Annotated in this window: 19 protein-coding genes; 9 read left to right on the plus strand and 10 right to left on the minus strand. The window is 74.2% G+C overall.

Translation table 11 applies throughout. The annotated features are described in order from the left end of the window. Position 1: 1 nt before the first annotated feature. Positions 2–496, minus strand: coding sequence for a GNAT family N-acetyltransferase (locus BLU82_RS32965; protein WP_092625014.1), 495 nt, complete (start codon positions 494–496; stop codon positions 2–4). Between the two features lie 156 nt (positions 497–652). On the opposite strand from BLU82_RS32965, the gene BLU82_RS32970 reads away from it, so the two are divergent. Beyond that, positions 653–1,171: an SET domain-containing protein gene (locus tag BLU82_RS32970; protein WP_092625015.1), complete on the plus strand. Its 519-nt coding sequence runs from the start codon at positions 653–655 to the stop codon at positions 1,169–1,171. Positions 1,172–1,181: 10 nt separating this feature from the next. Here the strand turns inward: BLU82_RS32970 and idi are convergent, their stop codons facing one another. Continuing rightward, positions 1,182–1,784, minus strand: a complete 603-nt coding sequence (gene idi, locus BLU82_RS32975) for an isopentenyl-diphosphate Delta-isomerase (protein ID WP_092625016.1) — start codon at positions 1,782–1,784, stop codon at positions 1,182–1,184. 161 nt (positions 1,785–1,945) lie between these two features. On the opposite strand from idi, the gene BLU82_RS32980 reads away from it, so the two are divergent. The 3 genes from BLU82_RS32980 to BLU82_RS32990 all read left to right on the plus strand — a co-directional run bounded on the left by BLU82_RS32980 (position 1,946) and on the right by BLU82_RS32990 (position 4,841). Continuing rightward, complete coding sequence (locus BLU82_RS32980) at positions 1,946–2,338, plus strand: rhodanese-like domain-containing protein (RefSeq protein ID WP_092625017.1); 393 nt, start codon at positions 1,946–1,948, stop codon at positions 2,336–2,338. A gap of 86 nt (positions 2,339–2,424) precedes the next feature. Further along, complete coding sequence (locus tag BLU82_RS32985; RefSeq protein WP_092625018.1) at positions 2,425–4,245, plus strand: BTAD domain-containing putative transcriptional regulator; 1,821 nt, start codon at positions 2,425–2,427, stop codon at positions 4,243–4,245. Then, a complete protein-coding gene (locus BLU82_RS32990; RefSeq protein WP_092625019.1) occupies positions 4,242–4,841 on the plus strand; it encodes a carboxymuconolactone decarboxylase family protein in 600 nt (199 codons plus the stop codon). The genes BLU82_RS32985 and BLU82_RS32990 overlap by 4 nt, the downstream gene beginning before the upstream one ends. Here BLU82_RS32990 and BLU82_RS32995 read toward each other — a convergent pair. Both BLU82_RS32995 and BLU82_RS33000 read right to left on the minus strand, forming a co-directional pair. Continuing rightward, a complete protein-coding gene (locus tag BLU82_RS32995; RefSeq protein WP_092625020.1) occupies positions 4,828–6,069 on the minus strand; it encodes a Dyp-type peroxidase in 1,242 nt (413 codons plus the stop codon). The genes BLU82_RS32990 and BLU82_RS32995 overlap by 14 nt on opposite strands. Beyond that, entirely contained in the window at positions 6,069–6,884 is an 816-nt protein-coding gene (locus BLU82_RS33000) for a hypothetical protein (RefSeq protein WP_092625021.1), read from the minus strand. The genes BLU82_RS32995 and BLU82_RS33000 overlap by 1 nt, the downstream gene beginning before the upstream one ends. 316 nt (positions 6,885–7,200) lie before the next feature. On the opposite strand from BLU82_RS33000, the gene BLU82_RS33005 reads away from it, so the two are divergent. After that, positions 7,201–12,576, plus strand: coding sequence for an SdrD B-like domain-containing protein (locus BLU82_RS33005; RefSeq protein ID WP_092625022.1), 5,376 nt, complete (start codon positions 7,201–7,203; stop codon positions 12,574–12,576). Between the two features lie 460 nt (positions 12,577–13,036). Here the strand turns inward: BLU82_RS33005 and BLU82_RS33010 are convergent, their stop codons facing one another. Together BLU82_RS33010 and BLU82_RS33015 are read right to left on the minus strand one after the other, a co-directional pair. Continuing rightward, positions 13,037–13,594, minus strand: a complete 558-nt coding sequence (locus tag BLU82_RS33010; RefSeq protein WP_092625023.1) for an RNA polymerase sigma factor — start codon at positions 13,592–13,594, stop codon at positions 13,037–13,039. A gap of 101 nt (positions 13,595–13,695) precedes the next feature. Next, the gene (locus BLU82_RS33015) at positions 13,696–16,200 is read right to left on the minus strand and encodes a LuxR C-terminal-related transcriptional regulator (protein ID WP_092625024.1); all 2,505 of its coding nucleotides are present in this window, start codon (positions 16,198–16,200) and stop codon (positions 13,696–13,698) included. Positions 16,201–16,397: 197 nt separating this feature from the next. Between BLU82_RS33015 and BLU82_RS33020 the strand changes: the two genes are divergently transcribed. Then, complete coding sequence (locus BLU82_RS33020; protein WP_092625025.1) at positions 16,398–19,163, plus strand: LuxR family transcriptional regulator; 2,766 nt, start codon at positions 16,398–16,400, stop codon at positions 19,161–19,163. 165 nt (positions 19,164–19,328) lie between these two features. Here BLU82_RS33020 and BLU82_RS33025 read toward each other — a convergent pair whose 3' ends face one another. The 4 genes from BLU82_RS33025 to BLU82_RS33040 all read right to left on the minus strand — a co-directional run bounded on the left by BLU82_RS33025 (position 19,329) and on the right by BLU82_RS33040 (position 22,257). After that, positions 19,329–20,066: an ANTAR domain-containing protein gene (locus BLU82_RS33025; protein WP_172885755.1), complete on the minus strand. Its 738-nt coding sequence runs from the start codon at positions 20,064–20,066 to the stop codon at positions 19,329–19,331. Between the two features lie 182 nt (positions 20,067–20,248). Next, positions 20,249–20,830, minus strand: a complete 582-nt coding sequence (locus BLU82_RS33030; protein ID WP_092625027.1) for a TetR/AcrR family transcriptional regulator — start codon at positions 20,828–20,830, stop codon at positions 20,249–20,251. Between the two features lie 26 nt (positions 20,831–20,856). Next, complete coding sequence (locus tag BLU82_RS33035) at positions 20,857–21,945, minus strand: hypothetical protein (protein WP_092625028.1); 1,089 nt, start codon at positions 21,943–21,945, stop codon at positions 20,857–20,859. 21 nt (positions 21,946–21,966) lie between these two features. Further along, positions 21,967–22,257 (minus strand): hypothetical protein, encoded by a 291-nt coding sequence (locus BLU82_RS33040; RefSeq protein WP_092625029.1) that lies wholly within the window; start codon positions 22,255–22,257, stop codon positions 21,967–21,969. Positions 22,258–22,347: 90 nt separating this feature from the next. Between BLU82_RS33040 and BLU82_RS33045 the strand changes: the two genes are divergently transcribed. The 3 genes from BLU82_RS33045 (at position 22,348) to BLU82_RS33055 (ending at position 23,956) form a co-directional block, all read left to right on the plus strand. Continuing rightward, on the plus strand, positions 22,348–22,671 hold the full coding sequence (locus BLU82_RS33045; protein ID WP_092625030.1) for a plasmid stabilization protein: 324 nt from the start codon (positions 22,348–22,350) through the stop codon (positions 22,669–22,671). A gap of 317 nt (positions 22,672–22,988) precedes the next feature. Beyond that, a complete protein-coding gene (locus BLU82_RS33050; RefSeq protein ID WP_197682625.1) occupies positions 22,989–23,459 on the plus strand; it encodes a G5 domain-containing protein in 471 nt (156 codons plus the stop codon). 302 nt (positions 23,460–23,761) lie between these two features. After that, a complete protein-coding gene (locus BLU82_RS33055) occupies positions 23,762–23,956 on the plus strand; it encodes a hypothetical protein (protein ID WP_092625032.1) in 195 nt (64 codons plus the stop codon). The last annotated feature ends 153 nt before the right edge of the window (positions 23,957–24,109 follow it).

Raw genomic sequence — 24,109 nt, forward strand, 5'->3', positions numbered from 1 at the left:
CTCAGCCGGCGTCGAAGGAGATCCAGACGTCCGGCGGCAGGTCGGGCCGCCCCGGCACGTCCCGCCGCTCCTCCGTCCACCGCGCGCCGGCCAGCGACGACGCCACCCGCCGCCAGAACCGGACCGCGGTGGGGTTGGCGTCCTGGAACGCGACCTCCCACGCGCCCGGGTGCCGCCCCACGACGTCGCTCACCGCGGCCAGCCCCACCCCTCGGCGCCGCGCGCCCCGCACGACGAAGAAGCTGTTCAGCACTCGGGTCGGCTGGTCGAGGCCGCGGACGATCGCGAACCCGGCGGGCCGGCCGTCGCTGCTCAGCAGGTAGGCCCGGCGGCCAGGGTCGGTGAACGCCGCGTCGAGCCGGTCGCTGCGGAACGTGCCGTCGGGGTTCGGCAGGCCGCCCTGGAACTCGGTCAGGTCGTGGCGGAACATCAGCCACAGCCGGTCGAACACGGCGCGGTCGGCGGCTGCTGCCAGGCGGACGTCGGGCATGGGCATGCTGCTCCCTCGGGTCGATGGATGCGTGGCGACGGGACCGGCGGGGCGCGAGAAAGGGCCCAGAAACGCCGAAAGCCTCCCGGGTCGGTGATGCCGAGCCGGAAGGCGTGCCGTACGTGATCATCATAGCGGTTCGGCGTGTGCGACGGTAGACCCGTGTCGTACCCGGCCCCCACCCCTTGGCTGAGCCCGTCCGCCGAGCCGCGGCGGTCCCCGATCCACGGCAGCGGCCTGTTCGCCCGCGTCGACCTGCCCGCCGGTGTCACCGTCACCCGCCTCGGCGGCCGGCTCGTCAGCGACGCCGAACTGCGGGCCCTGTTCGACGACCCCGCCACCGGCTACGTCGACACCGTGTCACTGCACGCCGACGTCAACCTGGTGCTGCCGCCCGAGGCCCACGACGAGGGTTGCAATCACGGCTGCGACCCGAATCTCTGGTGGGCCGACCCGTTCGAGCTGCGCACACGCCGCCCGGTGCCGGCGAACGCGGAGCTGACACTCGACTACGGCACCGTCACCGACGACCCCGGCTTCCGGCTGGCCTGCCGGTGCGGCACGGCCGGCTGCCGCGGCGTCGTCACCGGCTCCGATTGGCGCCGGCCGGAGTTGCGCGCCCGGTACGGCGAGCATTGGGTCCCGGTGCTGCGCGACCGCATCGCCGCCGATCGCGGCTGACGGCCCGCCGTCAGGCCGCGGCGCCGAGCGCGGCCGGCGGCAGCTCGCTCCAGTCGCCGGCGGGCCAGGCCAGTGGGTCGTCCGGCAGGGCAGCCAGCTCGGCGACCTGCCAGGCGCACCAGGGTGAGACGTCGCGGCGGCCGGCCAGGACGTCGTCGCGGAACATGGACCAGGGCACCCATTCCAGGGCGCCGACCTCGGAGTCGTGCGGTTCCGGCGGGTCGGCCGTCGTCGCGGCGAAGACCGGGCAGACCTCGTTCTCGACGACGCCGTTCGGCATGACGGCGCGGTAGCGGAACCGGGGCAGGACCGGACGCAGGTCGCCCAGCCTGATCGTCAGCTCGTCCGCCGCCCGCCGGGCCAGCGCCGTCGCGATGTGCTCGTCCGGGCCGGGATGGCCGCAGAACGAGTTCGTCCACACGTCCGGCCAGGTCGGCTTGCTGGCGGCCCGCTTCGTGACCAGCAGCGAGCCCCCGGCGTCGAACACGTAGCAGGAGAACGCCAGGTGCAGCGGCGTCGCCGCGTGGTGGACCTCGCTCTTGAGCGCCGTGCCGACGGCGGCGCCGGCCGGGTCCAGCAACACGACCCGCTCGCCGACCAGGGTCTCTGCCATCGCGCCGTCCCCCTTTCGCACAACGCCGTCGAAAGTGCGTCCGTGCAGGATGCCCCACCCGGCCGCTCCAGGGCAATTGCCCATCACACGCGACTTCACACGCCGGTGCCGGATCGTCCTGCGTCGAACGCACGACAGGATCAACGGGGGGACCCAACACCGTGAGCACACAGCAGTCCGTCCAGCAGCTCGTCGCCACCGCGAAGAGCGCCATCCGCAACCTCAGCACCGACGAGGTGGCCGACCGGCTGGCGGCCGGCGGCGTCACGCTGATCGACCTCCGCGAGCCGGACGAGGTCGGCCGCGAGGGCGTCATCGCGGGCGCCGTGCACGCGCCGCGCGGCATGCTCGAGTTCTACGCCGACCCGGCCAGCCCGTACCACCGGGCCGAGTTCAGCCCCGGCGGCCAGACCATCCTGTACTGCGCGTCCGGCGGCCGGTCGGCGCTGGCCACGCGGGCGCTGCAGGACCTCGGCTACACCGACGTCGCGCACCTGGATGGCGGGTTGACGGCATGGACGGCAGCGGGTCGCCCGGTCGCGCCGCCCTCCTGAGCGGCGCACGGCCACGAAAAGCCGGGCCGCCAACGGTTCCGCGGCCCGCTTTTCGTGGTCACAATCGACCCAGCGGGGGGTATCGCATGGGGACGATCCGGCTCCTGGGGCCACCGGCCATCGAACGCGACGGCCGGCCGGTGCGCGCGCCCCGGGGCCGGAAGGCGTGGGTGCTGCTGGCCTACGTGCTGCTCGCGGAGCGGCCGCCGAGCCGGCAGCGGCTGGCCGAACTGTTCTTCGCCGACGCGGAGGACCCGCTCGGCGCGCTGCGCTGGACGCTGGCCGAGCTGCGCCGGGCGCTGGGCCGGTCCGACGTGCTGACCGGCGACCCGGTCGCGCGCGGCGGCCTGCCCGACGACGCCGTCGACGTGCGGCGGCTGACCGACGAGCTGGGCGACCCGGCCCCGCTGCTGGGCGCCGGCCACGAGCTGCTCGAAGGCGTCCACATGGCGTCCTGCCCGGAGGCGGAGTCGTGGCTGGCGGTCGAGCGGCACCGGGTCTCGGCGCTGGTCGAGTCGCGGCTGCGGCAGACGGCGGTGGCGCTGCTGGCCGGCGGCCGGGCCGCCGACGCCGTCCCGTACGCGGCCCGGGCGGTCGAGCTGAACCCGCTCGAGGAGGGCAACCACGAGCTGCTGGTCCGCAGCCTCGCCATGGCCGGGGACCGGACGGCGGCGCTGCGGCAGGTCGCGGCGGGCCGGGACGTGCTCATGCGCGAGCTCGGCGTCGAGGCGTCGGTGGCGCTGACGGAGGCCGCGTCGGCCGCGTCGGACTCGCCCCGCACGCCGGCGCTGAGCGGACGCGCGGCGGCGCTGAGCCAGCTCGACGCGGGCCGCGCGGCGATCGTCGCGGGCGCCGTCGACCCGGGCATCCAGAGCCTGCGCCGTGCGGTCGCCGAGGCGGCCCGCTGCCGGGACCCGCAGCTGCAGGCCCGGACGCTGACGGCGCTCGGCGGCGCGCTGGTGCACGCCGTCCGCGGCCGCGACGAGGAGGGCGCGCTCGTCCTGCACGAGGCGCTGCGGTTCGCCGCCGCGGCCGGCGACCGCGCGACCGCCGTCACCGCGAACCGCGAGCTGGGCTACGTCGAGGTGCAGGCCGGTCGCCGCTCGGCCGCCCAGGGCTGGCTGTCGCGCGCCCAGGAGCTGGCCGAGACCGACGCCGAGCTGGCCGCGATCCTCGGCGTCCGCGGGCAGAACGCGTCCGACGAGGGCGACTACCCGGCGTCGTTCACCTACCTGACCGACTCGATCGAGCGGGCCCGCACAGCCGGCGACGACCGGCAGGAGGCGTGGTCACTGTCGATCCTGGCGCGGGCGCACCTGCTGCGCGACGAGCGGCACCAGGCCGCCGTCGCCGCGGACCGGTCGCTGCGGATCGTCCACGAGCAGCGCTGGCTGGCGTTCCTCCCGTGGCCGCAGGCGCTGCGCGCCGAGGTGCACCTGCGCAACGGCGAGGTGGCCGCCGCGGCCGACGCGTTCGAGCAGTCGTGGGTGCTCGGCTGCCAGGTCGGCGACCCGTGCTGGGAGGGGTTCGCGGCGCGCGGGCTCGGCCTCGTCAGCGCCGGCCGCGGCGACCGGCGCGCGGCGGCCGAGTGGCTGACCGAGGCGACCGTCCGCTGCAACCGGACCACCGACCGCTACCACTGGATGCAGGGCCACGTGCTCGACACCGCGATCGGCGCCGCCCTCGACCGCGGCGACGACGACCTCGCCCGTCCGCTGGTCGCGTCGCTGGGAACGCTCGCCGCGCGCGACGGCATGCGCGAACTGGTCGTGCGCGCGCAGCTGCACCGGCACCGCCTCGGCGACGGCGGCGCGCTGGCGACCGCCCGCGTCCTCGCCGCCGACGTCGACAACCCCGCCCTGACCGTCCTGATCGACGATCCCGACCGACCGAAGGTGACCCGATGACCCACTTCCTGGCCGACCCGCCCGACTCGCCGGCGGCGCAGCAGCTCTACCAGCACGACCTCGACGAGGACGGCTACGTCATGAACGCGTCGCGGCTGTGGGCGTACGGGCCGGAGGCGCACGAGCGGCTGTTCGACCTGATCACGCACGTGTGGGAGAGCAACGGGATGACGTTCCGGCAGCGCGGCATCCTGGTCGGCGCCACGGCGTCGTCGCTCGGCGACTCGCTCTGCTCGCTGGTGTGGGGCTCCCGGCTGGCCGGCGAGGCCGACCCGGACACCGCGGCCGCCGTGCTCACCGGCCGCGACGACGGCCTGACCGCGAAGGAGCGGGCGATGGCGGCGTGGGCCCGCAAGGTCGTCCGCGACCCGAACGGCACCGCCCAGCGCGACGTCCAGTCGCTGCGCGAGGCCGGCTGGAGCGACGGGGAGATCTTCGCGATCACGGTCTTCTGCGCGCTGCGCATCGCGTTCTCGACGGTGAACGACGCGCTCGGCGCCCGGCCGGACGCGGAGATCCTCGACCGCGCCCCGCAGGCCGTCCTCGACGCCGTCGACTTCGGCCGTCCCATCGAGGACCGCGTCAGGGCAGGGTGACGCCGAGCGGGTGGTCGGCGTCGAAGCCGGGGAGGACGAGGAAGGTCGCGCTGCCGGTCGGCGTCACGTAGGCGCTCAGGTCGTCGACCTCGTCGAGGCGGAACTGGGTCTGGACGAAGGTGCGCAGGTCGCGCTGGAAGCAGACGAACAGCAGACCGGCGTCCGCGGCGCCGTCGTCGAAGGCGTAGCCGCGGCGCAGCATGAGGGCGCTGCCCGTGACGGACGGATGCGCCGCCCGGACGTGTGACCGCGCCGGCGTGACGTACTGGCCGTCGGGCGTCTTGGCGAGCAGGTCGACCTCGCCGGTGGGGCCGCCGCCGGACAGCGGGGAGCCGTCGTTGCGGTGGCGGCCGATGACGGCCTCCTGACGATCGACCGGCTCGGCGGTGAACCGGGCGGCGTCCAGGCGCAGCCGCCGCACGACGCAGATGCTGCCGCCGGCCAGCGGGCCGTCCGCGATCCAGACGTGTTCGTCCTGCTCGTCGGCGTTCCGCGGGACGATGACGCCGTCGTGGAAGCCGAGCGGGTTGCGCGCGATGGTTCCGGTGCCGGGCGCCCGGAAGCCGCGCTGCGACCAGCGGAGGACGGCGTCGGGGGCGGCCCGCTCGGCCAGCCACGACGCGCCCCGGTGGGCGTCGTTGGGGTCGCTCGCGTAGACGGCGATCAGCAGGTCGCCGCCGGTCCGTTCGGGCGGGACGGAGGCGTCGGCGGCGAACGCGGGCAGCGGCTGCGCGCCCGGCAGAGCGTCGCCGAACGCGGCGACCACCCGCGGCCCGAGCCCGACCGTCGCCGTGAGGTCGCCGGGCCCGTCCAGCAGCCCGGCCTCGGCCGCCCGCTCGCCGGTGAGGTCGAGGATTGCGGTCCCCAGCCGCGCGCACAGGGCCCGGACGGCGTCGCGGAACGCCGCCGTCGGGGCAGGCGTCGCGACGAGGTCGAGCACCAGCAGCTGGCCGTGCGGCTGCGGCGTCGACGGACGGGCGATGCCGGCCTGGTGCGGCCCGGCGGCGTCGACGGCGTCGGGCCGCCCGCCCGTGGGAGCGGCCGGCGGAGTGTCGGGCGTGGCAGCGGCCCGCCGCTCGCCGTCGTCGGCGGTCGCGCGCCCGGCGGCCAGCCCGGCGACCCCGGCGAACCCCGCGGCGGCGCCGGCAGCGGCCACCCCGCGCAGCAGGTCACGGCGCCGGGTGCGCCCGCCCGGCGCGGACGCCGGGTCGGTGGTCTGCTCGGTCATCAGCCGCTCGCCGTCGTCGTGAGGAAGGCACTGGCGACGTCGACGCCGGGCGCGTCGGCGAAGTCGACAGTGGTCCAGTCGCCGGCGCCGCCGAGCCGGGTCTCCAGCCGCAACAGCCGGCCCTGCTCGTCCACCCAGTACCGCAGGGTCGCGTCGCTGCCGTCGGCCGCGCTCGTGGCCGTCGCGGGGTCGTAGACGCGGTCGGCGGTCGGCCCGGCGACGACGTCGACGGCGACGCCACCGACCTCGTCGGAGCGCAGCCAGCGGGCGTCGGTCTGCTGCAGCAGCAGCGGGTTGTCGGGCCGGTCGCTGGCGGACTGGAAGAGCAGCGCCAGCACGGCGTGCAGCCGGGACTGCTCCGGCGCCAGCGCGGACGTCGTCCACGCGGCGTCGTCGGGCGGCGGCAGCGGCGGCCCGCCGCCGTCGGGATCGGCCGGGCCCACCGGCGCGTGCGAGGTGAGCTCGGACAGCGTCCACGCCACCAGCTCCGGGTCGGCGCCGTCCTGGCTGACGTGCGCGTAGCCGACGTGCTGGGCGAAGTCGGCCCAGCCGTCGACGGTGAAGGTGCGGCCGTTGTCGACCACCTCGAAACGGACCGCCCGGACGCCGTCGGTGTAGTTGGTGTACCGCATCATCGACAGCCGCTGCGCCTCGTCGCCGGTGAGCGGACGCGGCCCGTCGCCCGACTCGGACGTGCCGGCCGCGGCGTCGGGCTCGTCGTCGCCGGAGCACCCGGTGAGGGCGAGGACGGCGACGGCGGCCAGCGCCGCGACGCGCCCCAGCCGCCGCGTGCGCGGCCCGATCGAAGGGGTCATGCGCCCGAGTGTAGGCACGGCCACGGCTCGCTCACCTGGCAATTCGGACACTCACGTCGAAGAGTTCCGATCCGAAACGTGATGTGCGTCACATCGCGTGCTGATCGCCATGCCGGCCGACTCTTCATGGTCAGCGCCGTCGTCTATCCGGGCCCCGGGAGAGCGGCGCCGAGGTGCAACCGCAGTTGTACGACAGCAACGGAGGACCCCTGTGAGATCGCTCCAGGAACGCGGCCACGGCCGACCCCCACAACCCCGCCCACGACGGGCCCGCGCAGCGGGGGGAGGACTCGTCGCCCTGGGCCTGGTCGCATCCGTGCTCGGCGCCGCCGGCGCGTCCACCCTGCCCGCCCAGGCCGCCGTCGGTGACCCGATCACCGGCACCATCTGGCAGGACTACGACTCCGACGGCATGTACGACACGTTCGAGGCGTCCGGCCTGCTGGAGGGCATCGAGGTCTACGCCTACGACGCTGACGGCAACGTCGCCGGCCCGGCGCTCACCGACGCGAGCGGCAACTACTCGCTGCCGGTCACGAGTGACGCCGGTCCCTGGCGCGTCGAGGCGAACGTGCCGGACACGCCGGAATGGGCCGAGTGGCGCGACTCTGTCGTCGGCCGCGCGGCCGGCCGGAGCAACGGCACGACGGTGCAGTTCATCGACAGCGTGCCGGCCACCCAGGTCGACTTCTCCTTCCAGGTGCCCAGCACCTTCGTGGAGAACAACCCGCAGGTGTTCCTGCCGGCCTTCCGGTTCGGCCCGAGCGACGGCGCCCAGGGTGCCGAGTTCGCCGGCGCCGCGCACGCCTACGAGGCGATGAGCCCGAACACCTCCACAGCGGTGCCGCTCACCATGCAGGTGCCATTCCAGCAGATCGGCACCACCTACGGCACTGCGTACCAGCGGGCCGAGGCGCCCGGCGACCTCGGCACGGTGTTCGCGTCGGCGTACGTCCGCCGGCACTCGGGTATGGGCCCGGGCGGTGTCGACGCGATCTACCGGATCACCCCGGACGGCGGTGGGGCGGACTCGCCGACGGCGAGCGGCGACGTGTTCGTCAACCTCGAGGACTACGGCATCGATGTCGGCAGCGACTCCGACGCGGGCGCGGTCTCGGGCGACCCGAACGGCCTGCGCCCGGCCCGGACGCTGGACAACCCGGTCTACGACTGGGGCACCGACGCCCAGGCCTGGGACCGGGTCGGCCGTGAGGGTCTCGGCGCGATGGAGATCTCCAACGACCAGGAGTCGTTGTTCGCGGTGAACCTGCACAACCGGTCGCTGGTCGAGGTGAAGATCAGCCGCGACGGCACCCAGGTGCTGGACGTCGTCGAGCACGAGCTCGACGCGTACTTCCCGGACGGCAGCGACCTGCGTCCGCACGGCATCTCGGCCAACCCGCTGACCAACGAGATGTACCTGACGGTCACGAACACGGCCGAGTCCACCCAGAACCGGGCCGACCTGCACGCCTACGTGTACTCGTTCGACCCGGCTGACCCGACGGCGCTGACCGAGGTGCTGGACTTCGGGCTCGGGTACACCCGTGGCCTCTTCGGCGGCTCCTGGAACGCGGACTACCAGCCGTGGAGCACCAGCCCGGCGTTCTGGCTGCAGTTCGGGCAGCCGGCCGGGGCGCCCTACAGCTTCGTCATGAACACGTCGGTGCCGATCGTCGCCGACGCCCGTTACCTGCACGGCGACCTGATCGTGGGCATCCGCGACCTGGGCGGCGACCTGTTCGGGTCGCAGTCCGCCCTCGCCCCGGGCGATCCCCGGCTGGTCGCCGAGCGGTCGCTGGGCGGTGAACTGCTCAAGGCCGGCTCCAACGGTGACGGCACGTGGTCGATCGAGCAGAACGGCGTGGTCAACGGCCAACCGGGTGCTGTGACGAACCAGGTGACGCTGAACGGCCCGAGCGGCCAGGGCAAGTTCTTCATGGACTCCTGGGTCAACGGCGTCGAGCACCTGGGCGCCACGCTGGTCGTCCCGAGCCGCGAGGACGGCATCCTGGAGACCGGCATCCACGCGGCCGAGGGCTCCTTCCAGGTCGGCACCCGGCGGTTCTTCCAGGAGAACGGCTCCCTGGTCGAGCCGCGTGGGGCGGCCGTCATGACCGGCCTCAACGTCGGCGTCAACGCGACGTTGAAGGGCAACGGCCTCGGCGAGCTGACGGCGATGGCCTCGGCCGCGCCGATCGAGATCGGCAACTACGTCTGGTACGACATCGACAATGACGGTGTGCAGGACCCGGACGAGCCGGTGGTCGAGGGCGCGACGGTCAACCTGTACGAGGTGGACGCGGACGGCAACCGCACGCTCGTCAGCACCACGACGACCGATGCGAAGGGCGAGTACTACTTCTCGTCCAACGACCAGGCGTATCAGTTGAAGACGCACACCGACTACGTGGTGGGTGTGGACAATCCGGCCGACTACGAGGCCGGCGGGCCGTTGGAGAACTGGTACCCGACGGTGCCGGACACCGGTGACCCGAACTCGGTCGACGCGGACCGGAACGACTCCGACGGTCTGGTGGAGACGACCGACGACGGCGACTTCCCGTACGCGGCGATCACGACCGGTGGTCCGGGGGAGAACGACCACACGATCGATTTCGGCTATTCGAACATCGACTACGAGTTCGACAAGCGGACGGTGTCGGGTCCGACGGAGAATCCGGACGACGACGGCACGTGGACGGTGGTGTACGAGCTGGTCGCGGAGAACACCGGGATGATCCCGGGGGCGTACCTGCTCACCGACGATCTCACCGGGTACGGCGACGGGGTCGAGGTGGTCGACACCCAGGTCGTCAGTGGTCCGCCGGAGGCCGCCGGCCTGTTGAACCCGAACTGGGACGGCACGTCCGATCTGAACGTGGTGACCGGCGAGGTGCCGATCGCGCCGCAGTCGACCGTGGAGAACGGCACCGAGCACGTCTACACGCTGGAGGTGACCGTCAGGCTCACCACCGACCCGGACACCGGTGAGGTGACGGCGCTGCCGGAGAACCTGGCCTGCACCGACGGGCAGCAGGCCGGTGACGCGACGACGGGGCTGTTCAACCACGCCACGCTGGACCCGACCAATCACGAGGACCTCACCGACGACGAGTGCGGCGATCTGCCGATCGTGACGCTGGACAAGACCGTCGTCACCGAGCCGCACGTGGTGGACCGGGAGAACCAGCCCGGCGTGTGGGAGATCACCTACGGGCTCACCGTCACCAACGAGTCCGAGGTGCCGACCGACTACGACCTCGAGGACGCGCTGCGCTTCGGCGCCGGCATCGAGATCGTCGACGGCTCGGTGATCGCCGCCAACGTGGCACCGGGTGGCATCGCGACCCGGCCGGAGTACGACGGCGTCGGCGACCTGCTGATCGTCGAGGACGAGCCGATCGGGGCGCTGGAGGCGCACGAGTACACCGTCACCGTCCAGTTCACCATCGACCTGCCGAACCCGCCCGCCCAGCCCGACCCGTCGGACTGCACGCTGGCCGGTGGCGAGGGTGAAGAGGGCACGGGGCTGTACAACGACGCGAACTCGTCGTTCAACGGCTACCCGGACACCGACACCGAGTGCCGTGAGGTCGGCCAGCCGACCCACGACAAGACGCTCATCTCGGCCACGCCGATCGGCAACGGCCAGTGGGAGATCGTCTACGGCATCGACGTGACGAACAAGGGCGTGCAGGCGACGTGGTACGACCTGTCGGACGAGCTGCACTTCTCCGACCAGGTCAGCATCGTCTCCGCCGACGTCACCGCGTCGCCGGCCGAGGCCACGCTGTTCGACCCGCCGTGGAACGGCCACGACCAGCTGGTCGTCGCCGAGCAGGTGCCGCTGCTGGGCACCGACGACGACGGGTACGCGCCACACCACTACGAGCTGACGGTGATCGCCGAGGCGCCGCTGCAGCTCGTGCCCGGTGAGGACGGCTCGGACCCGACGGCGTGCCCGGGCGAGGGCGGCGACCCGACGGCGGACACGGCGTTCAACAACACGTCGTCGCTGACCGACGAGGCCGGCCTCACCGAGGACGACCAGGCCTGCGCGCCGCTGCCGTCGATCGACATCGAGAAGACGATCAGCAGCGGGCCGACCGCCAACGGCGACGGCACGTGGACCATCACCTACGACCTGGTGGCGTCGAACACGGGCGCGGGCGACGGTGACTACACGATCAGCGACCAGCTCCGCTACGGCGAGGGCATCGTGGTCGAGGACGCCGCCGTCATCACGACGCCGGACGGGGTCACCGCGCTGGAGACCTGGACCGGCCAGGGCGCGGACGGCGACCCCGTCAACGTCATCGCCGAGGACGTGCCGCTCGCCGCCGGCGGGGTGCACACCTACCAGGTGCAGGTGGTCTTCTCGCTGGACGAGGAGACGCTCACCGACGAGTCGATGACCTGCCCCGAGCCGGACTCCGGCGAGAACGGCGGGCTGGCCAACAGCACCGGCATCGAGCACAACGACCTCACCGACGACGACGAGGCCTGCCTCTCGCTCGGCGAGCCGGACCTCGACAAGGAGCTGGTGTCCGCCGAGCCGGTGGACGACGGTCAGTGGCAGGTCGTCTACACGCTGACGGTGAACAACCTGCTGCCGGGCGAGACCACGTACGACCTCGAGGACGAGCTGCTGTTCGGCGACACCGTCGAGGTCGACTACGCCGAGATCACCGACCACCCCGAGGGTGTGGACGTGAACGAGGACTGGGACGGTCTCGAGGACACGCTGATCGCGTCGGACGTCGTTCTGCCGGGGATGGACGACGAGGGCTACGCGCCGCACGTCTACACCATCACCGTCGTCGCCGACGTGCCGGCCTCGTTCGAGGTGGACGAGGACGGCGGGAGTGCTGCCGCCTGCGCTGGTGAGCCCGGCGACAACTGGGAGAACGGCGGTCTGAACAACGGCGCCACCCTCACCACCGAGGGCGGCGACGAGATCACCGACACCGACTGCGCCGACCTGCCGTCGATCCACCTGGACAAGACCATCGCGTCCGGGCCGACCTCGACCGGTGAGAACGCGTACACCATCACCTACGAACTGGAGGTGTACAACGACGGCGCCGCGGCCGGGGACTACGTCCTGACCGACCAGTTCCACTTCGGCACCGGCATCGACGTCGTCGACGTCACGGCGGCCAACACCGACCCGGGCGACATCGCGGTGCTGGACACGTTCACCGGCCAGGGCGAGGAGCCCGACGCGCCGGAGAACGCCATCACCGGCGACGTCACCATCGACGTCGACACGACACACACCTACGAGGTGACCGTCGCGGTCACCCTCGACCCGGCCACCGCGACCGCCGACTCGGTCCGGTGCGTCGACGACCCGGGTGCTGGTGAGGCCGGTGGGCTGGCCAACGTGGGGCTGCTCGACCACAACGGGCACGAGCTGGACGCCGACGCCTGCGCCCCGCTCGACCCGCCCACGCCGCCGGACACGCCCGGCACGCCGCCTCCCGGCGACGATGACGGCAACGACAACGGCAACGGCGGTGGCAACGGCGGTGGCGACGGTGGTGGCGACGGTGGCGACGACGACCTCGCCGACACCGGTGGCAACTCGGCGCTGCTGCTCCTCGCGGGCGGCCTGCTCATCATCGCCGGCGCGACGGCCCTCGTCGCCACCCGCCGCCGGTCGGGGACGGGAGGTCTGATCGGCTGACCTTCGGGGCAGCGCGGGGCCGGTCGCTGATGCGGCCGGCCCCGTTCCGCACCGTCGTGCTCGCACACGATCAGGTGACGTAGCGCCCTATTCCGGCGGCGCTTGCTCACCTGATCGTTTTGCGTCCGCATGGTGGAGTTGATCAGGTGACGAAGCGGCGGGGTCGGGCTGGGTGTGGCGGGGCTCGGCTGGGCGAGGCGGGCTCGGGCTGGCGGTGCAGGGCTGGGCGTGCGGTGCAGGGCGGGCGGAACAGAGCGGGGCGTGCGGTGCAGGGCGGGCTCGCTCGCGTCGGGGTGCCCGGGCGCTTGTCGCTCGCGCGCGGGCAGACCCCGCCCGGTTGGGTGGGTCACCCAACCCTATGGGTGGGCACTGACACTCGCGCCGAACGCCGAACGCCGAACGCCGAACGCCGAACGCCGAACGCCCAACGCCGTTCTGTGCTCCGGCGTCCAGGCGCCGGTCAGCAGTCGGCGGCGGCCGTTTCCTGGTAGGCGGCCCGCAGGGCCTTGCGGGCCCGCGCCGCCAGGCTGGAGACGGCGTTGGGGGTCATCGAGAGCCGCGACCCCAGCTCGGACGGCGAATAGCGCTCGACGTCGACGAGCCAGAGGACGTGGCGCCAGCGGGCGGGCAGGGTGGCCAGGGCCGTCGCCACGCGGCTCACGTCGCCGGAGGCGTCGCCGGGGCGGCCGAGCAGCGCGTCCCACGCCGCCGGGTCCTGGACGGCGACGATGCGGCCGCGGGCGCTCGAATGCCGGTACGCCAGCCGCTTCACCGTCGACAGCACGTACCCGGGGAACGACGACCGCGGCCCGCGCCCGGCCCGGACGGCGTTCAGCACGAGGCAGAACGTCTCCTGGACCAGGTCGTCCGCCGCGTGCCGGTCGCGGACGATGTGCTGGGCCGCTCGGTGCGCCATCGGCGCGGTCTTCTCGTACAGGATCCCGAAGGCGTCGTCGTCGCCGTCGTGGGCCCGGTCCAGCAGGATCGCGAACTCCTGGTGATCCCACGCATCGGTCATGACGAAGAACCTGGTGGCAACGGGGGTTCCGGCGCGTCGGCACTCCCCGCAGACCTTGCTACGGGGATTCACGATGATGCGACGAACCCCCACAAAGCGGGTCAGGGCGAGGGTGGCAGGATCGCCAGCGCCCGGGCCACCGTGACGGCCTCGTAGCGGTCGGCCGCGCCGAGCTTGCGGTAGAGCGAGCGGGCCGTCGTCTTCAGCGTGTTGCCGGAGATGTACATCGACTTCGCGATCTCGCTGAGGGTGTCGGGCCCGTCCAGCGACAGCAGCACCTCGGTCTCGCGCTCGGACAGCGCGGGCGCGCCGCTGGTGTTGGCGCGGTGCAGCGCCGCCAGCTCGACCGCCAGCGTGCTCAGCGGCCCGGACGGTGGCAGCGGCAGCTCGCCGCCCACGATCGCGGTGCGCAGCAGCGGCGCCAACAGCAGCGGCCGCCGGGCGCCGGTGCGCTCGATCAGCGCGAACAGCTGGTGTGCGGCGCCGCCGGCGTGCACGCCGCGCTGCAGGGCGCACTCGACGTGCAGGGCGTGGACGTCGGCACGGACGGTGAGGGGGACTGTGCCGAGGTCGCCCAGCGCGGCCAGCTCGCGCCCGGCCGCCAGCGGGTCGTCGGCGGCCAGCAGGGCGCGGGCCCGGGCGACGGCGAGCAGCGCGGCGTGCCTGGCCGGCGCGACCACGGGCTCGAGCACGTCGGACGCGGCCTTCGGGTCGTCGCGGGCGAGCAGGGCGTAGGAGCGGGCGATCATGGCCAGCAGCCGGTTCAGCGGCAGCCGATTCGTGGCGTAGTCGTCGCCGGTGAGGAGGTCGGCGTGTCCGGCGGCGGTGCGGTCGCCGGCCAGCAGCGCGAGCACCGACCACGCCAGCGCGAGCCGTCCGGCCGGCGGCACGACGTCGCGGTCGAGGCGGCGCTGGGCGCGGTGCAGCCGCTCGGCCACCCCGGCGGTGCGGCCGTGCTCGAGGTCGAGCGTGCCGCGGGTGAGGTGCACGTGGTCGGTGAACTGGTTGTCGGCCCAGCCGTGCCGCCGGGCGATCTCGGACGCCGTGCGCGACTGCCGGGCGGAGCCTGCGAGGTCGCCGCGCAGCAGCGACGTGTACGAGCGCAGCGCCTCGCTGTTGGCCTCGTGCCAAGCGATGCTGTGGTGCCGGGCCTGCGTGGCGGCCTGGCCGAGGATGGTCTCGGCGGCCTCGAGGTCGCCGGTCGCGAGCCGGTTGGCGCCGGTCTGCCAGTCGAAGTAGACGACGCGGTCGAGGTGCTCGCGCAGCTGCTCGTCAGCGGCGGCGTCGATCAGCGCGCGCCCCCTGCGCTCGACGGCGAGGGCGGCGGCGTCGTCGCCGCGAGCCCGGGCCAACACCATCTGGAAGCAGCGGATGGTCAGCAGCGTGCCGCTGAGCGTCTGCTGGTCGACCAGCCGGTCGGCCTGCGCGACGCGACGGGCGAAGGTATCGAGGTCGGGCGGCGGCGCCACCGCGGAGATGGCGGCCAGCAGCAACAGCACCGGGTCGGCCGCCACGACGTCGTCGGGCAGCGTGTTCACGGCCGGCAGCAGGTCGTCGAACTGGCCGCGCGCGACGGCCGGCTCCCAGCTGGCCCGCACCACGCTGCCGGCCGTCGCCTTGTCCAGCGCGGAGTCGACCACCAGCGGCAGCGCGTCGGTGGTGCGCCCGCGCGCGACCAACAGCCGGACGGCGCGCGTGACGAGGTCGGTGCGCCGTCCCGGCCGCTCGAGGTCCAGCTGCGCCAGCAGGCAGCGGCGCACCGGCAGCGGCAGCCGCCAGTGGCCCTCGTCGGACGCGGGCACCAGCCGCCCCGCCGTGGCCCAGCGGTCGATCAGCGTGGCCGGGTCGTCCGGCGTCGCGTGGTCCTCGAGCAGCAGCGCCAGCACGGTGGCGTCGAACCGGGGCGCCGCCGCGGCGTCGGTCAGCAGCGCGCGGTCGGACGGCGGGAGGTCGCCGAGCACCTCGATGCGGACGAAGCGGTCGATGAGGTCGTGCAGCGAGCGCTCGGACAGCGTGGCGTCAGGCCGCTGCGTGCGCAGCCACGCGACCACCAGCGCCGGCCAGCCGTCCGTCGCCTGCTCCAGCTCGGCGACGTCGTCGGCGCTCAGGGCGACCCGGAGCCGGGTGGCCAGCTGCTGCACCTCGGCGCCGTCGAACAGCAGGTCGGGCAGGCCGACGAGGTGGATGGTGCCGTCGAGCAGGCGGTCGGCGGTGACCCAGACGGGGAGCGTGCGGGTGCTCAGCATCAGCCGGGTGTCGTGGTCGCGCACCGCACGCAGCGCGGCGCGCACGCCGTCGCCGTCGGGATCGGAGGTGTCGTCGAGCAGGATCACCGGCGGGTCGGACGCGTCGTCGGCCACCGCATGGGCCAGGATGTCGCCGACGGCCGCACCGAGGTCGCCGGCGTCAGGATCGACCCGCGCCACCCGCCCGGCGCCGAGCCTGCGGGCGACGTCGTCGAGCAGCAGCGACTTGCCCAGCCCGGGCGGGCCCTGGACGACGACGATGGGTGCGGCGTCGCGCCTGGCCAGCGGCTCGCTGAGGCGTGGCCGGGACAGGACGGGCCGGGGACCCGCCCGCCGGCGGTCGCGCTCGCCACCCTGCATCGCTCAGCCTCCCCCTGGCCTCCACCCGAAGACGATCTTAGTCTCACCCCCTCCCTCACCCCACGTTCCACCCCCACTCACCCGTCAGCAGTGTCGGTTTCTGCCGTCATGGGAGGGCGCCGGACCGCGATGCTTGGGGATGAAGATCGCGATGGGGGGCCCGGCGATGGGGAGTGGTCGCAGGGTGAGGGGAACGGGTGGAGAAGGAAGTACGCGACGCGTTGATCGGTCGCGACAGTGAACAGACCAGGATCCGGGAAGTCCTGCTGAGGTTGGCGGCCGGCGAGGGGGGCGCGGTCGTCGTGGAGGGCGCCGACGGCGTCGGTAAGAGCGCGTTGGTGCGCGCCGTGTCCGACGACGCGCGCGCCGGGCGGCTGACCGGCCTCGACGAGGTGACGGTGTCGGCGGTGGTGGCCGCCGACTCCGAGCGCGGCTGGCCGTTCTCGGGACTGCATCTCGTGCTGTCCGCTGTCGTGGGCTCACTGGAGCCCGAGCAGCAGCGCCAGGCGGCGCGGCTGGTCGACGACCTCACCACGCGGCTGGAGCAGACGGCGTCGGCGTACGAGCTGGCCGTCCAGGTGCAGCCGCTGGTCAGCCGGGTCCGGCGGCCGCTTGTCATCGTCATCGACGACGCGCACCGGCTCGACCCCCAGTCGCTGGAGGTGCTGGGCTTCGTCGCCCGCCGGGTCGGCACGTCGCCGCTGGTGTTCCTGGTGGTCGTCGACACCGCCGAGCGGGTGCCCCCGTTACTGGGCCTGCCGCTGATCCGGCTCGGCGAGCTGCCGCCCACCGACGCGACCGAGCTGGTCCGCCGGGCGGCCGGGTCTCACACCCTGCACAGCGTCGCCGCGCGCATCGCCGCCCGTGTCGGCGGCAACCCGCGGGCGCTGCTCGACGTCGTCGGCCGGGTGCCCGACGTGCAGCTGCTCGGCCAGGTCGAGCTGGACCGGCATCTGCCGCACTCGCCGGTGCTGCAGGCGCAGCAGCTGCCCGAGCTCGGCTCGCTCGACGACGACCAGCGGTTCGCGCTGCTGGTCGCCACCGGCAGCGAGGACCAGCGGATGGCGCCGGTGCTGAACGCGCTCGGCTCGCCGGACGCGCCGCACGTCGCCTGGCTGTTCGCCGAGCACCTGAACCGGTCCGATGGCACGTTCACGCTGCAGCGCCCGGCCGTCCGCTCGATCATCTGGCAGGCCGCCACCATGGCCGAGCGCGACGCCGCCCACCAAGCGCTGGCGGCCGCGTACGCCGACTCCGACCCGGGCCGGCAGCTCTGGCACCTGGCGCAGACGCGGCACGACCACGACGACGAACTGGCGACGCGGCTGGAGCGGGTGGCCGCCGAGTCGCTGGTCCGCGGCGAGGTGGAGCGGTCGCTGGCGTTCGCCCGCGAGGCGGTTCGGCTGACGTCCAAGCCGGGCGAGCGGGTCGTGCGGCTGCTGCAGGCCGGCCGGTTCGCCGTCCTCGCCGGGCGGCTGGACGAGGCCGTGCACATCGCCCGCGAGCGGTTCCGCCTCGACACCACGCCCGAGCAGCGGGCCGACTTCGCGCTGCTGGAGGTGCGCGCCCGCAACCTGCTCGACGGCGAGGTCGCCACCGGCCTCGTCAGCCGACACGTTGAGGAGGTCGCGCCGATCGACCCGACCCGCGCGGCCGCGCTCGACCTCGCCGCCGCGCACGGGCTGGCCGGGCGCATGGAGCAGGCCGAGGCGGCCCGGTTCCTCGCGCTGGCCGAGCGGTTCGAGGACGACTTCGACCCCACCACCCGGGCCGCGCACCTGCGCACGGCCGCGCTGCTGGCGTCGGTCAGCGGCGAGCTGGACCGCGCGGTCGAACTGGTGGAGTCCGACAGCGGCGGCGCGGCCGACCTGTTCGGCGAGGCCGAGACGAACCTGCTGCACGCGACGGTGCTGGTGCGGGCCGAGCGGTACGGGCAGGCGCGGCGGCTGCTGCGCGCCGTCACCAGCGGGCAGTTCGGCGACTCGCCGCTGCTGCTGCGGGCGGCGCTGGCCGGGCTGGTCCAGCTGGAGCTGCGGGCCGGCCGGCTGCGCGAGGCCGCCGAGGCGGCGGCCGCCTGGGACCGCGTCGACGCCGACAGCGCCCACCGCGCGCTGGTGCCCGCGTACATGGTGCGGGTCAACGCGTACCTGGGCGAGGACGAGGCCGCCTGGGACCGCCGCCGGCAGTCGATCGAGGGGTCGCGGCGCCACGGCGACTCGTGGGCGACCGCCGTCATGCAGGCCGAGACCGGCGCGTTCCTGCTGCTGCTCGGCCGGTTCGACGAGGCGATGTCGGTGCTCGACCACGCCCGGCGGCACGCGCTGGAGCACGCCGACCCGTCCATCCTCGCCGTGGAGCCCGACTACATCGAGGCGTGCGTGCGCAGCGGCGAGCTGGGCCGGGCCCGGGCGGCGCTGGCCGAGTTCGAGCTGCGGGCCGGACGGGTCCCGACGGCGTGGGCGCGGCACACCGTCGCCCGCTGCCGGGCGCTGGCCAGCGAGGGGGAGGAGGCGCTGACGCTGTTCCGCGAGGCGGTCGAGACCGCCACCGACGCCGTGTCGCCGGTCGAGCAGGCGCGCACGCTGCTCTGCTTCGGCGAGCGGCTGCGCCGGCTCGGCCGCCGCACCGACGCGCGGTCCTGGCTGCAGCGCACCGTCGTGCTGGCCCAGGAGAGCGGTGCCATCGCACTGGCCGGACGGGCCGGGCAGGAGCTGGGCGCGTCCGGCGGCCCGGTGCCGCCGACCACCCGGCTGGCCGACCTCACCGACGCCGAGCAGCGCATCGCCACGCTGGTCGCCAGTGGACGGCGCAACCGGGAGATCGCGGCCGAGCTGTTCGTCTCCGTCCGCACCGTCGAGGCGCACCTGGGCCGCATCTTCCGTAAGCTCGGCATCCGCTCGCGCACCGAGCTGACCGGCATCGTCGTCGCCGGAATCGACGACGATGGCGGCGGACAGGCGTGAGCCGGAAAATTTCTGCGATCGCCGCGTGCTGATCCGGCCCGCCGGTGCCTCCTCTCTAGTGACGGGTGGGAGGTGCAGGGCCGGCCGGCACATCCGTCCACGGGGGAATCGGCACTCCGCTCCCCGCGAAGCCCCCCTTCTCGGGAGCGGAGTGGCCGTCCCCGATCAGCGTCCGCCGGTGCCGTCCGGCGCGAGGTCGACGGCGCGGGCGAGCACCTGGTGCGCGATCTCGCCCAGCGTGAGGCCGGCCGCGTAGGCGCGGGCGCGCAGCAGCGCCAGCGCGTCGTCGGGCGGCAGGCCGAGCCGCGCGACCAGGAACCCGGTGGCCTGGTGCACCTCGGCGCGGGCGGCCCAGACACCGGTGGGCGTGCCGCCCGGGCAGGCGAGGTCCACCTCGAGGTCGCGGCCGAGGTCGAGGTCGCGCAGCAGCGTCACGCCGACGGCCGCGGCCAGGTGCGCCGTCAGCTCCTCCTCCGGCGCCGGGTGGCCGTGGCCCGCCCGGTACGCCGTCAGCACGCCCAGCAGCTCCGCGCCGGCCGGGACCGGGACCGCGACGACGGTGAGCGGGCCGGTCTCGCGCAGCGCCGCCTCGGCGAACAGCGGCCACGTCACCTCCGCCCCGGCGGCGCCGATGCGGCCGACGACCGGGCGGCCGGACCGGTACGCGTCGACGCTGGGCCCCTCGCCGAGGACGTCCTGCAGATTCTCGACCCGGCCGATGACGTCGTCGGTGACGCAGACGGCCAGCCGCTGCGGCAGCGTGTAGGCGAGCACGAGGGCGACGCCGTCGGCACCGAGCAGCGACCGGCAGGTCTCGCCGAGCCGCTCCGCCGGCGGAGCACCGGAACCGGCGTCGGCGACCGCCTCAGCCAGTCGCGACGTCACCTCGGCTGGTGTGGTCAAGGGGGACTCCCGGCGGCTGCCGGCGCAGGCGGCCGGTCGCCGCTGCACACGCTACTGGACCGACGCACCGCTCCTACGGGCGTCGCCGGCGCGCGACGGCCGCCGTCCATCGGTGCTGACCTGCGGGTTTCCGAGTCGGCCGGTCCCTCGCCACCCAGACCGTACCTCTTCCTGCCCGCGGGTCAGCGATGCTGCTCGATCAGGGTGGCGGCCATCGACCTCGCCCGGCGTGCAGCGTCGATGTCGCCCTCCAGCGCGGCGATGATCGAGCCCTTCATGAGGATCTGCCACGACCGCGCGAACCCGTCCGGGTCGCGCAGCTCCGCCTCGGCGGCGCGGCCGCTCACGATCGCGCGCAGGTTGGCCAGGTGCCGGATGCTGGCCTGCCCCAGCGGGTGCGAGCGACCCATCTCCAGCAGCACGGTGATGAACGCGATGCCGTCGAAGTCGTCGCTGCGGAACCACTCGTCGAACACGTCGAAGATCGCGAGCAGGCGCTCCTCGGGGGTGTCGCCGCGCGCCTTGGACCCGGCCTCGACCAGGCCGTGCGTCCATTCGTCCTCGCGGCGGTCGAGGTAGGCCAGCACGAGGTCGTTCTTGGACGGGAAGTGCTTGTAGAAGGTGGCCTTGGCGACATGGGAACGTTCGATGACCTCGTCGACGCCGACGCCGAGCACGCCACGACGGGCGAACAACCGATAGCTGGTCGCCAGAATGCGCTCTCTCGCGGTAGGCGTGGAGCCGGCCGTCTCCGGAGCTTGCATGACGCTCGACCCTACCGCCTCGCCGCTCAGCCGTCCGGGCGGTCCCAGCGCAGCAGCGCGGCGACGCCGTCGTCGGGCAGCAGCGGCGGCGCGGTCAGGACGGCGCCGGCCCCGGTGGCCGCGGCCGCGGCGAGCACCAGCAGGTCCGACCGGACCGCGGGCGCGGCGAGCACGCCGTCGGGCAGCGGCAGGTACGGATGGTCGGCGGGGCGCACGGTGCGTCCGGCCGCCCGCTCCTCGTCGAGGACGACCGTGTCGACGCCGGCCTGGACGGTCATGTCCAGCACGTCGGCCAGCCCGACGGCGACGGCGTACCGGCGGCCGAGGCGCTCCTCCAGCCGCTCCGCCGCGCGCCGCCGCCGCTCGTCCACCGTCCGCCGCACCGCGGCGTCGACCTCCGCCACGAACGCCTCGTTCACGGCGCCGTCGGCGCGGCTGCCGCGCTCGACCTCGACCACCTGCTCGGCGACGTGCGCCGGCAGGCCCGAGCGGACGTCATGGCGGGCGCGGGGGTCGCCGGCGAGCACGATCAGCGGCGGCTCGGACCCGGCCAGCCGCTCCAGCTCGGCCACGACCGCTCGTGCGTTGAACCGCCACAGCTCGTCCGTCCGGCTCTGCAGGTCGGCCCGGGCCATACCGCCGTCGGGCACCTTGCTGAGGTTCTCGGTGCTGCCGTCGACGGTGTGAACGGTGCTGGGCGTGCGTCCCCAGGCGGTGCTGTGGTGCAGGTCCGCCCCGACGTGATCGGCCAGGACGACGAGCACGGGCACGGCGCACTCCTGATAGGCCAGCCATGCCGTCGTGTCGGGCAGCGGGCCCCACGTCAGCACCTCGTGCCCGGCCCACCCCGGTAGCGGCTCGTCGACCACCACACCGTCGCGCCCGGCCACGACGTACCGTGCCGTCTCGCCCGGCGTGCCGGTCGGTTCCAGCAACCGCTCGACCACCTCCTCGGCGAGGTCGTCCGGCGCTCCGGACGCCGCCAGCTCCGTCCGGGCGGCCCGGCCGCGCAGCACCAGCCGCCGCGCGTCCTCCGTCGTCCGGCTGACGTCGAGCAGCGCGCTGGCGAAGGGTCCGGGGTGGTCGAGGATGCGGGTGAGTGGGTCCAGTCGCATCGGGTCTCCTCGTGCGGTGGGTCAGCGGTCGTTCTCGATGTGCATGCCGGTGACGCCGTCGCCGGCGGTGGACGGTGGCTGGGTCGCCTCTGTGTCGGGTTCCTCCTCGGCCAGCCGGTCCTCCAGCGTCCGCTCGGACTCGTCCTCGAACAGGGCGGGTGTCGGCGAGTCCACCGGGACGGGACGGGCTTCCGGTTCCGGGACGTCGTCGACCGGACGCAGGTCGTCGGCGATCTCGGGCACGCCTGCCTCCTCCTGCGTCGCGCCGGGGTCGCGGTTGTAGCCGTCGTCGGGGTTGTTCGGATCGCTCATTCCGTGCTGCTACCCGGCCTGCCCGGCGGCAAACGAGGTCGGGATGCTTCGGCCGCGTCGGGGTACGGGCCGAGCACGGAGGTGATCCGGATGCCGAGACAGTGGAGTGACAAACGCGAACGGCAGTACGAGCACATCAAGGAAGGGCTGGAGGACCGCGACTACAGCGAGGACCGCGCCGAGGAGATCGCCGCACGCACCGTCAACAAGGAGCGTGCGCGGTCCGGCGAGTCCCGCCAGAAGAGCCGCTCGTCCACCGACGACATCTCGTCCGGCCGGCGTGGCGGGCTGCGCTCCGGCAAGGGCCCGGGCGGGCGGACGAAGGCCCAGCTCTACAACGAGGCCAAGGAGAAGGGCATCAAGGGCCGGTCGACGATGACGAAGAAGGAACTGGAGCGCGCGGTCGGCCGCTGACCGAGTCTGCCGGGCCGGTGTCCGAGGGTCACACCGGCCCGGCGTCCGACCTGTTGACGGCGGCGTCCGCCGGCGCTACCCTCGCGGCTTCCCGATGACGTGCTGGGGGCCGGGGGGCCATGGGTGACGTTGTATCGCGCCTGCGTACGGGCGTTCTCGTTCTTGTTCCGCTCGCGTTGACGCTGGCCGCGTGCGGCTCCGGCGACGACGGGCCGCGGGCGGCACCGTTGGCGGCCGCACCGTCGGGGGCCGCGTCGGCTTCGGCGGGCCCGGCGGCTGCGTCGCCGTCGCCGTCGCCGGTGGTGACGGTCGAGACGGTGACGCAGACGGAGGAGGTCCCGTTCGAGCGGGTCACCGTCGAGGACGACACGATGGACCTCGGCACGTCCGCCGTCACGACGGCCGGGGTGGCCGGCGTGCGGACGCTCACCTACACCGTCACGCTCATCGACGGTGTCGAGACCGCCCGGGAGCTGGTCGGCGACGAGGTCACGACGGCGCCGGTCGACGAGGTGACGTCGGTCGGGACGTACGAGCCTCCTCCGCCGCCGCCCCCGGAGCCCGAGCCGGAGCCTGAGCCCGAGGACGAGCCCGTCGCGCTCGCCGAGGCGCCGTCGGACGACGGCTGCGACCCGAACTACAGCGGCTGCGTCCCGATCGACACCGACGTCGACTGCGCCGGCGGTAGCGGCAACGGCCCGTCCTACGCCGACGGGCCGGTGGACGTGATCGGCGAGGACATCTACGACCTCGACGCCGACGACGACGGGGTCGGCTGCGAGCCGTAGCCGCCGGCCGTGCCCCGCCGGCGACGGTCGCTGGTCGTTGGGAGCTGGCCGCAGGTCGTTGGGCGCTGGCCGTTGGCCGTGACGTTGTGCGCTGGCGGTGGTAGGTGGACCCCTCCCGGCCCGGGTGGGGCCCACCCTACGGGCGGGCACCGACAACCTCGCCGCGCGTCGGCGCGCCCGGCCGGACCGTCCTCGCGTGTTGGGGCGTCTGGTCGCGCCGCCCGTCGCCTGCCGCGTGTCGGGGTGTCTGGTCGCGTCGACCGCTGCGCCTCGGCGCCGCCCATGCGTCGCGGGTCGGCCAAGTGCCGCTGCCGCCCCCGTACCGCACCGACGACGACCGCGGGGCGCTACCGCCCACGTACCGCACCGACGACGACCGCGGGGCGCTACCGCCCACGTACCGCACCGACGACGACCGCGGGGCGCTGCCGCCCACGTACCGCGCCGGCGACGACCGCGGACCGCTGACCGTCACGTTCGCGTGTTGGCCGTGGTAGGTGGACCCCTCCCGGCCCGGGTGGGGCCCACCTTACGGGCGGGCACCGACAACCTCGCCGCGCCGCCGCGCCGCCGTCGCGTCCGCTAGCCCTGTGCGTCCGGTCCGGCGCGTCCGGCCGCGCCGCCATCGCGCCTCGGCGCATCCGGCGGCG

This window comes from Jiangella sp. DSM 45060, assembly GCF_900105175.1.
Classification (GTDB): domain Bacteria; phylum Actinomycetota; class Actinomycetes; order Jiangellales; family Jiangellaceae; genus Jiangella.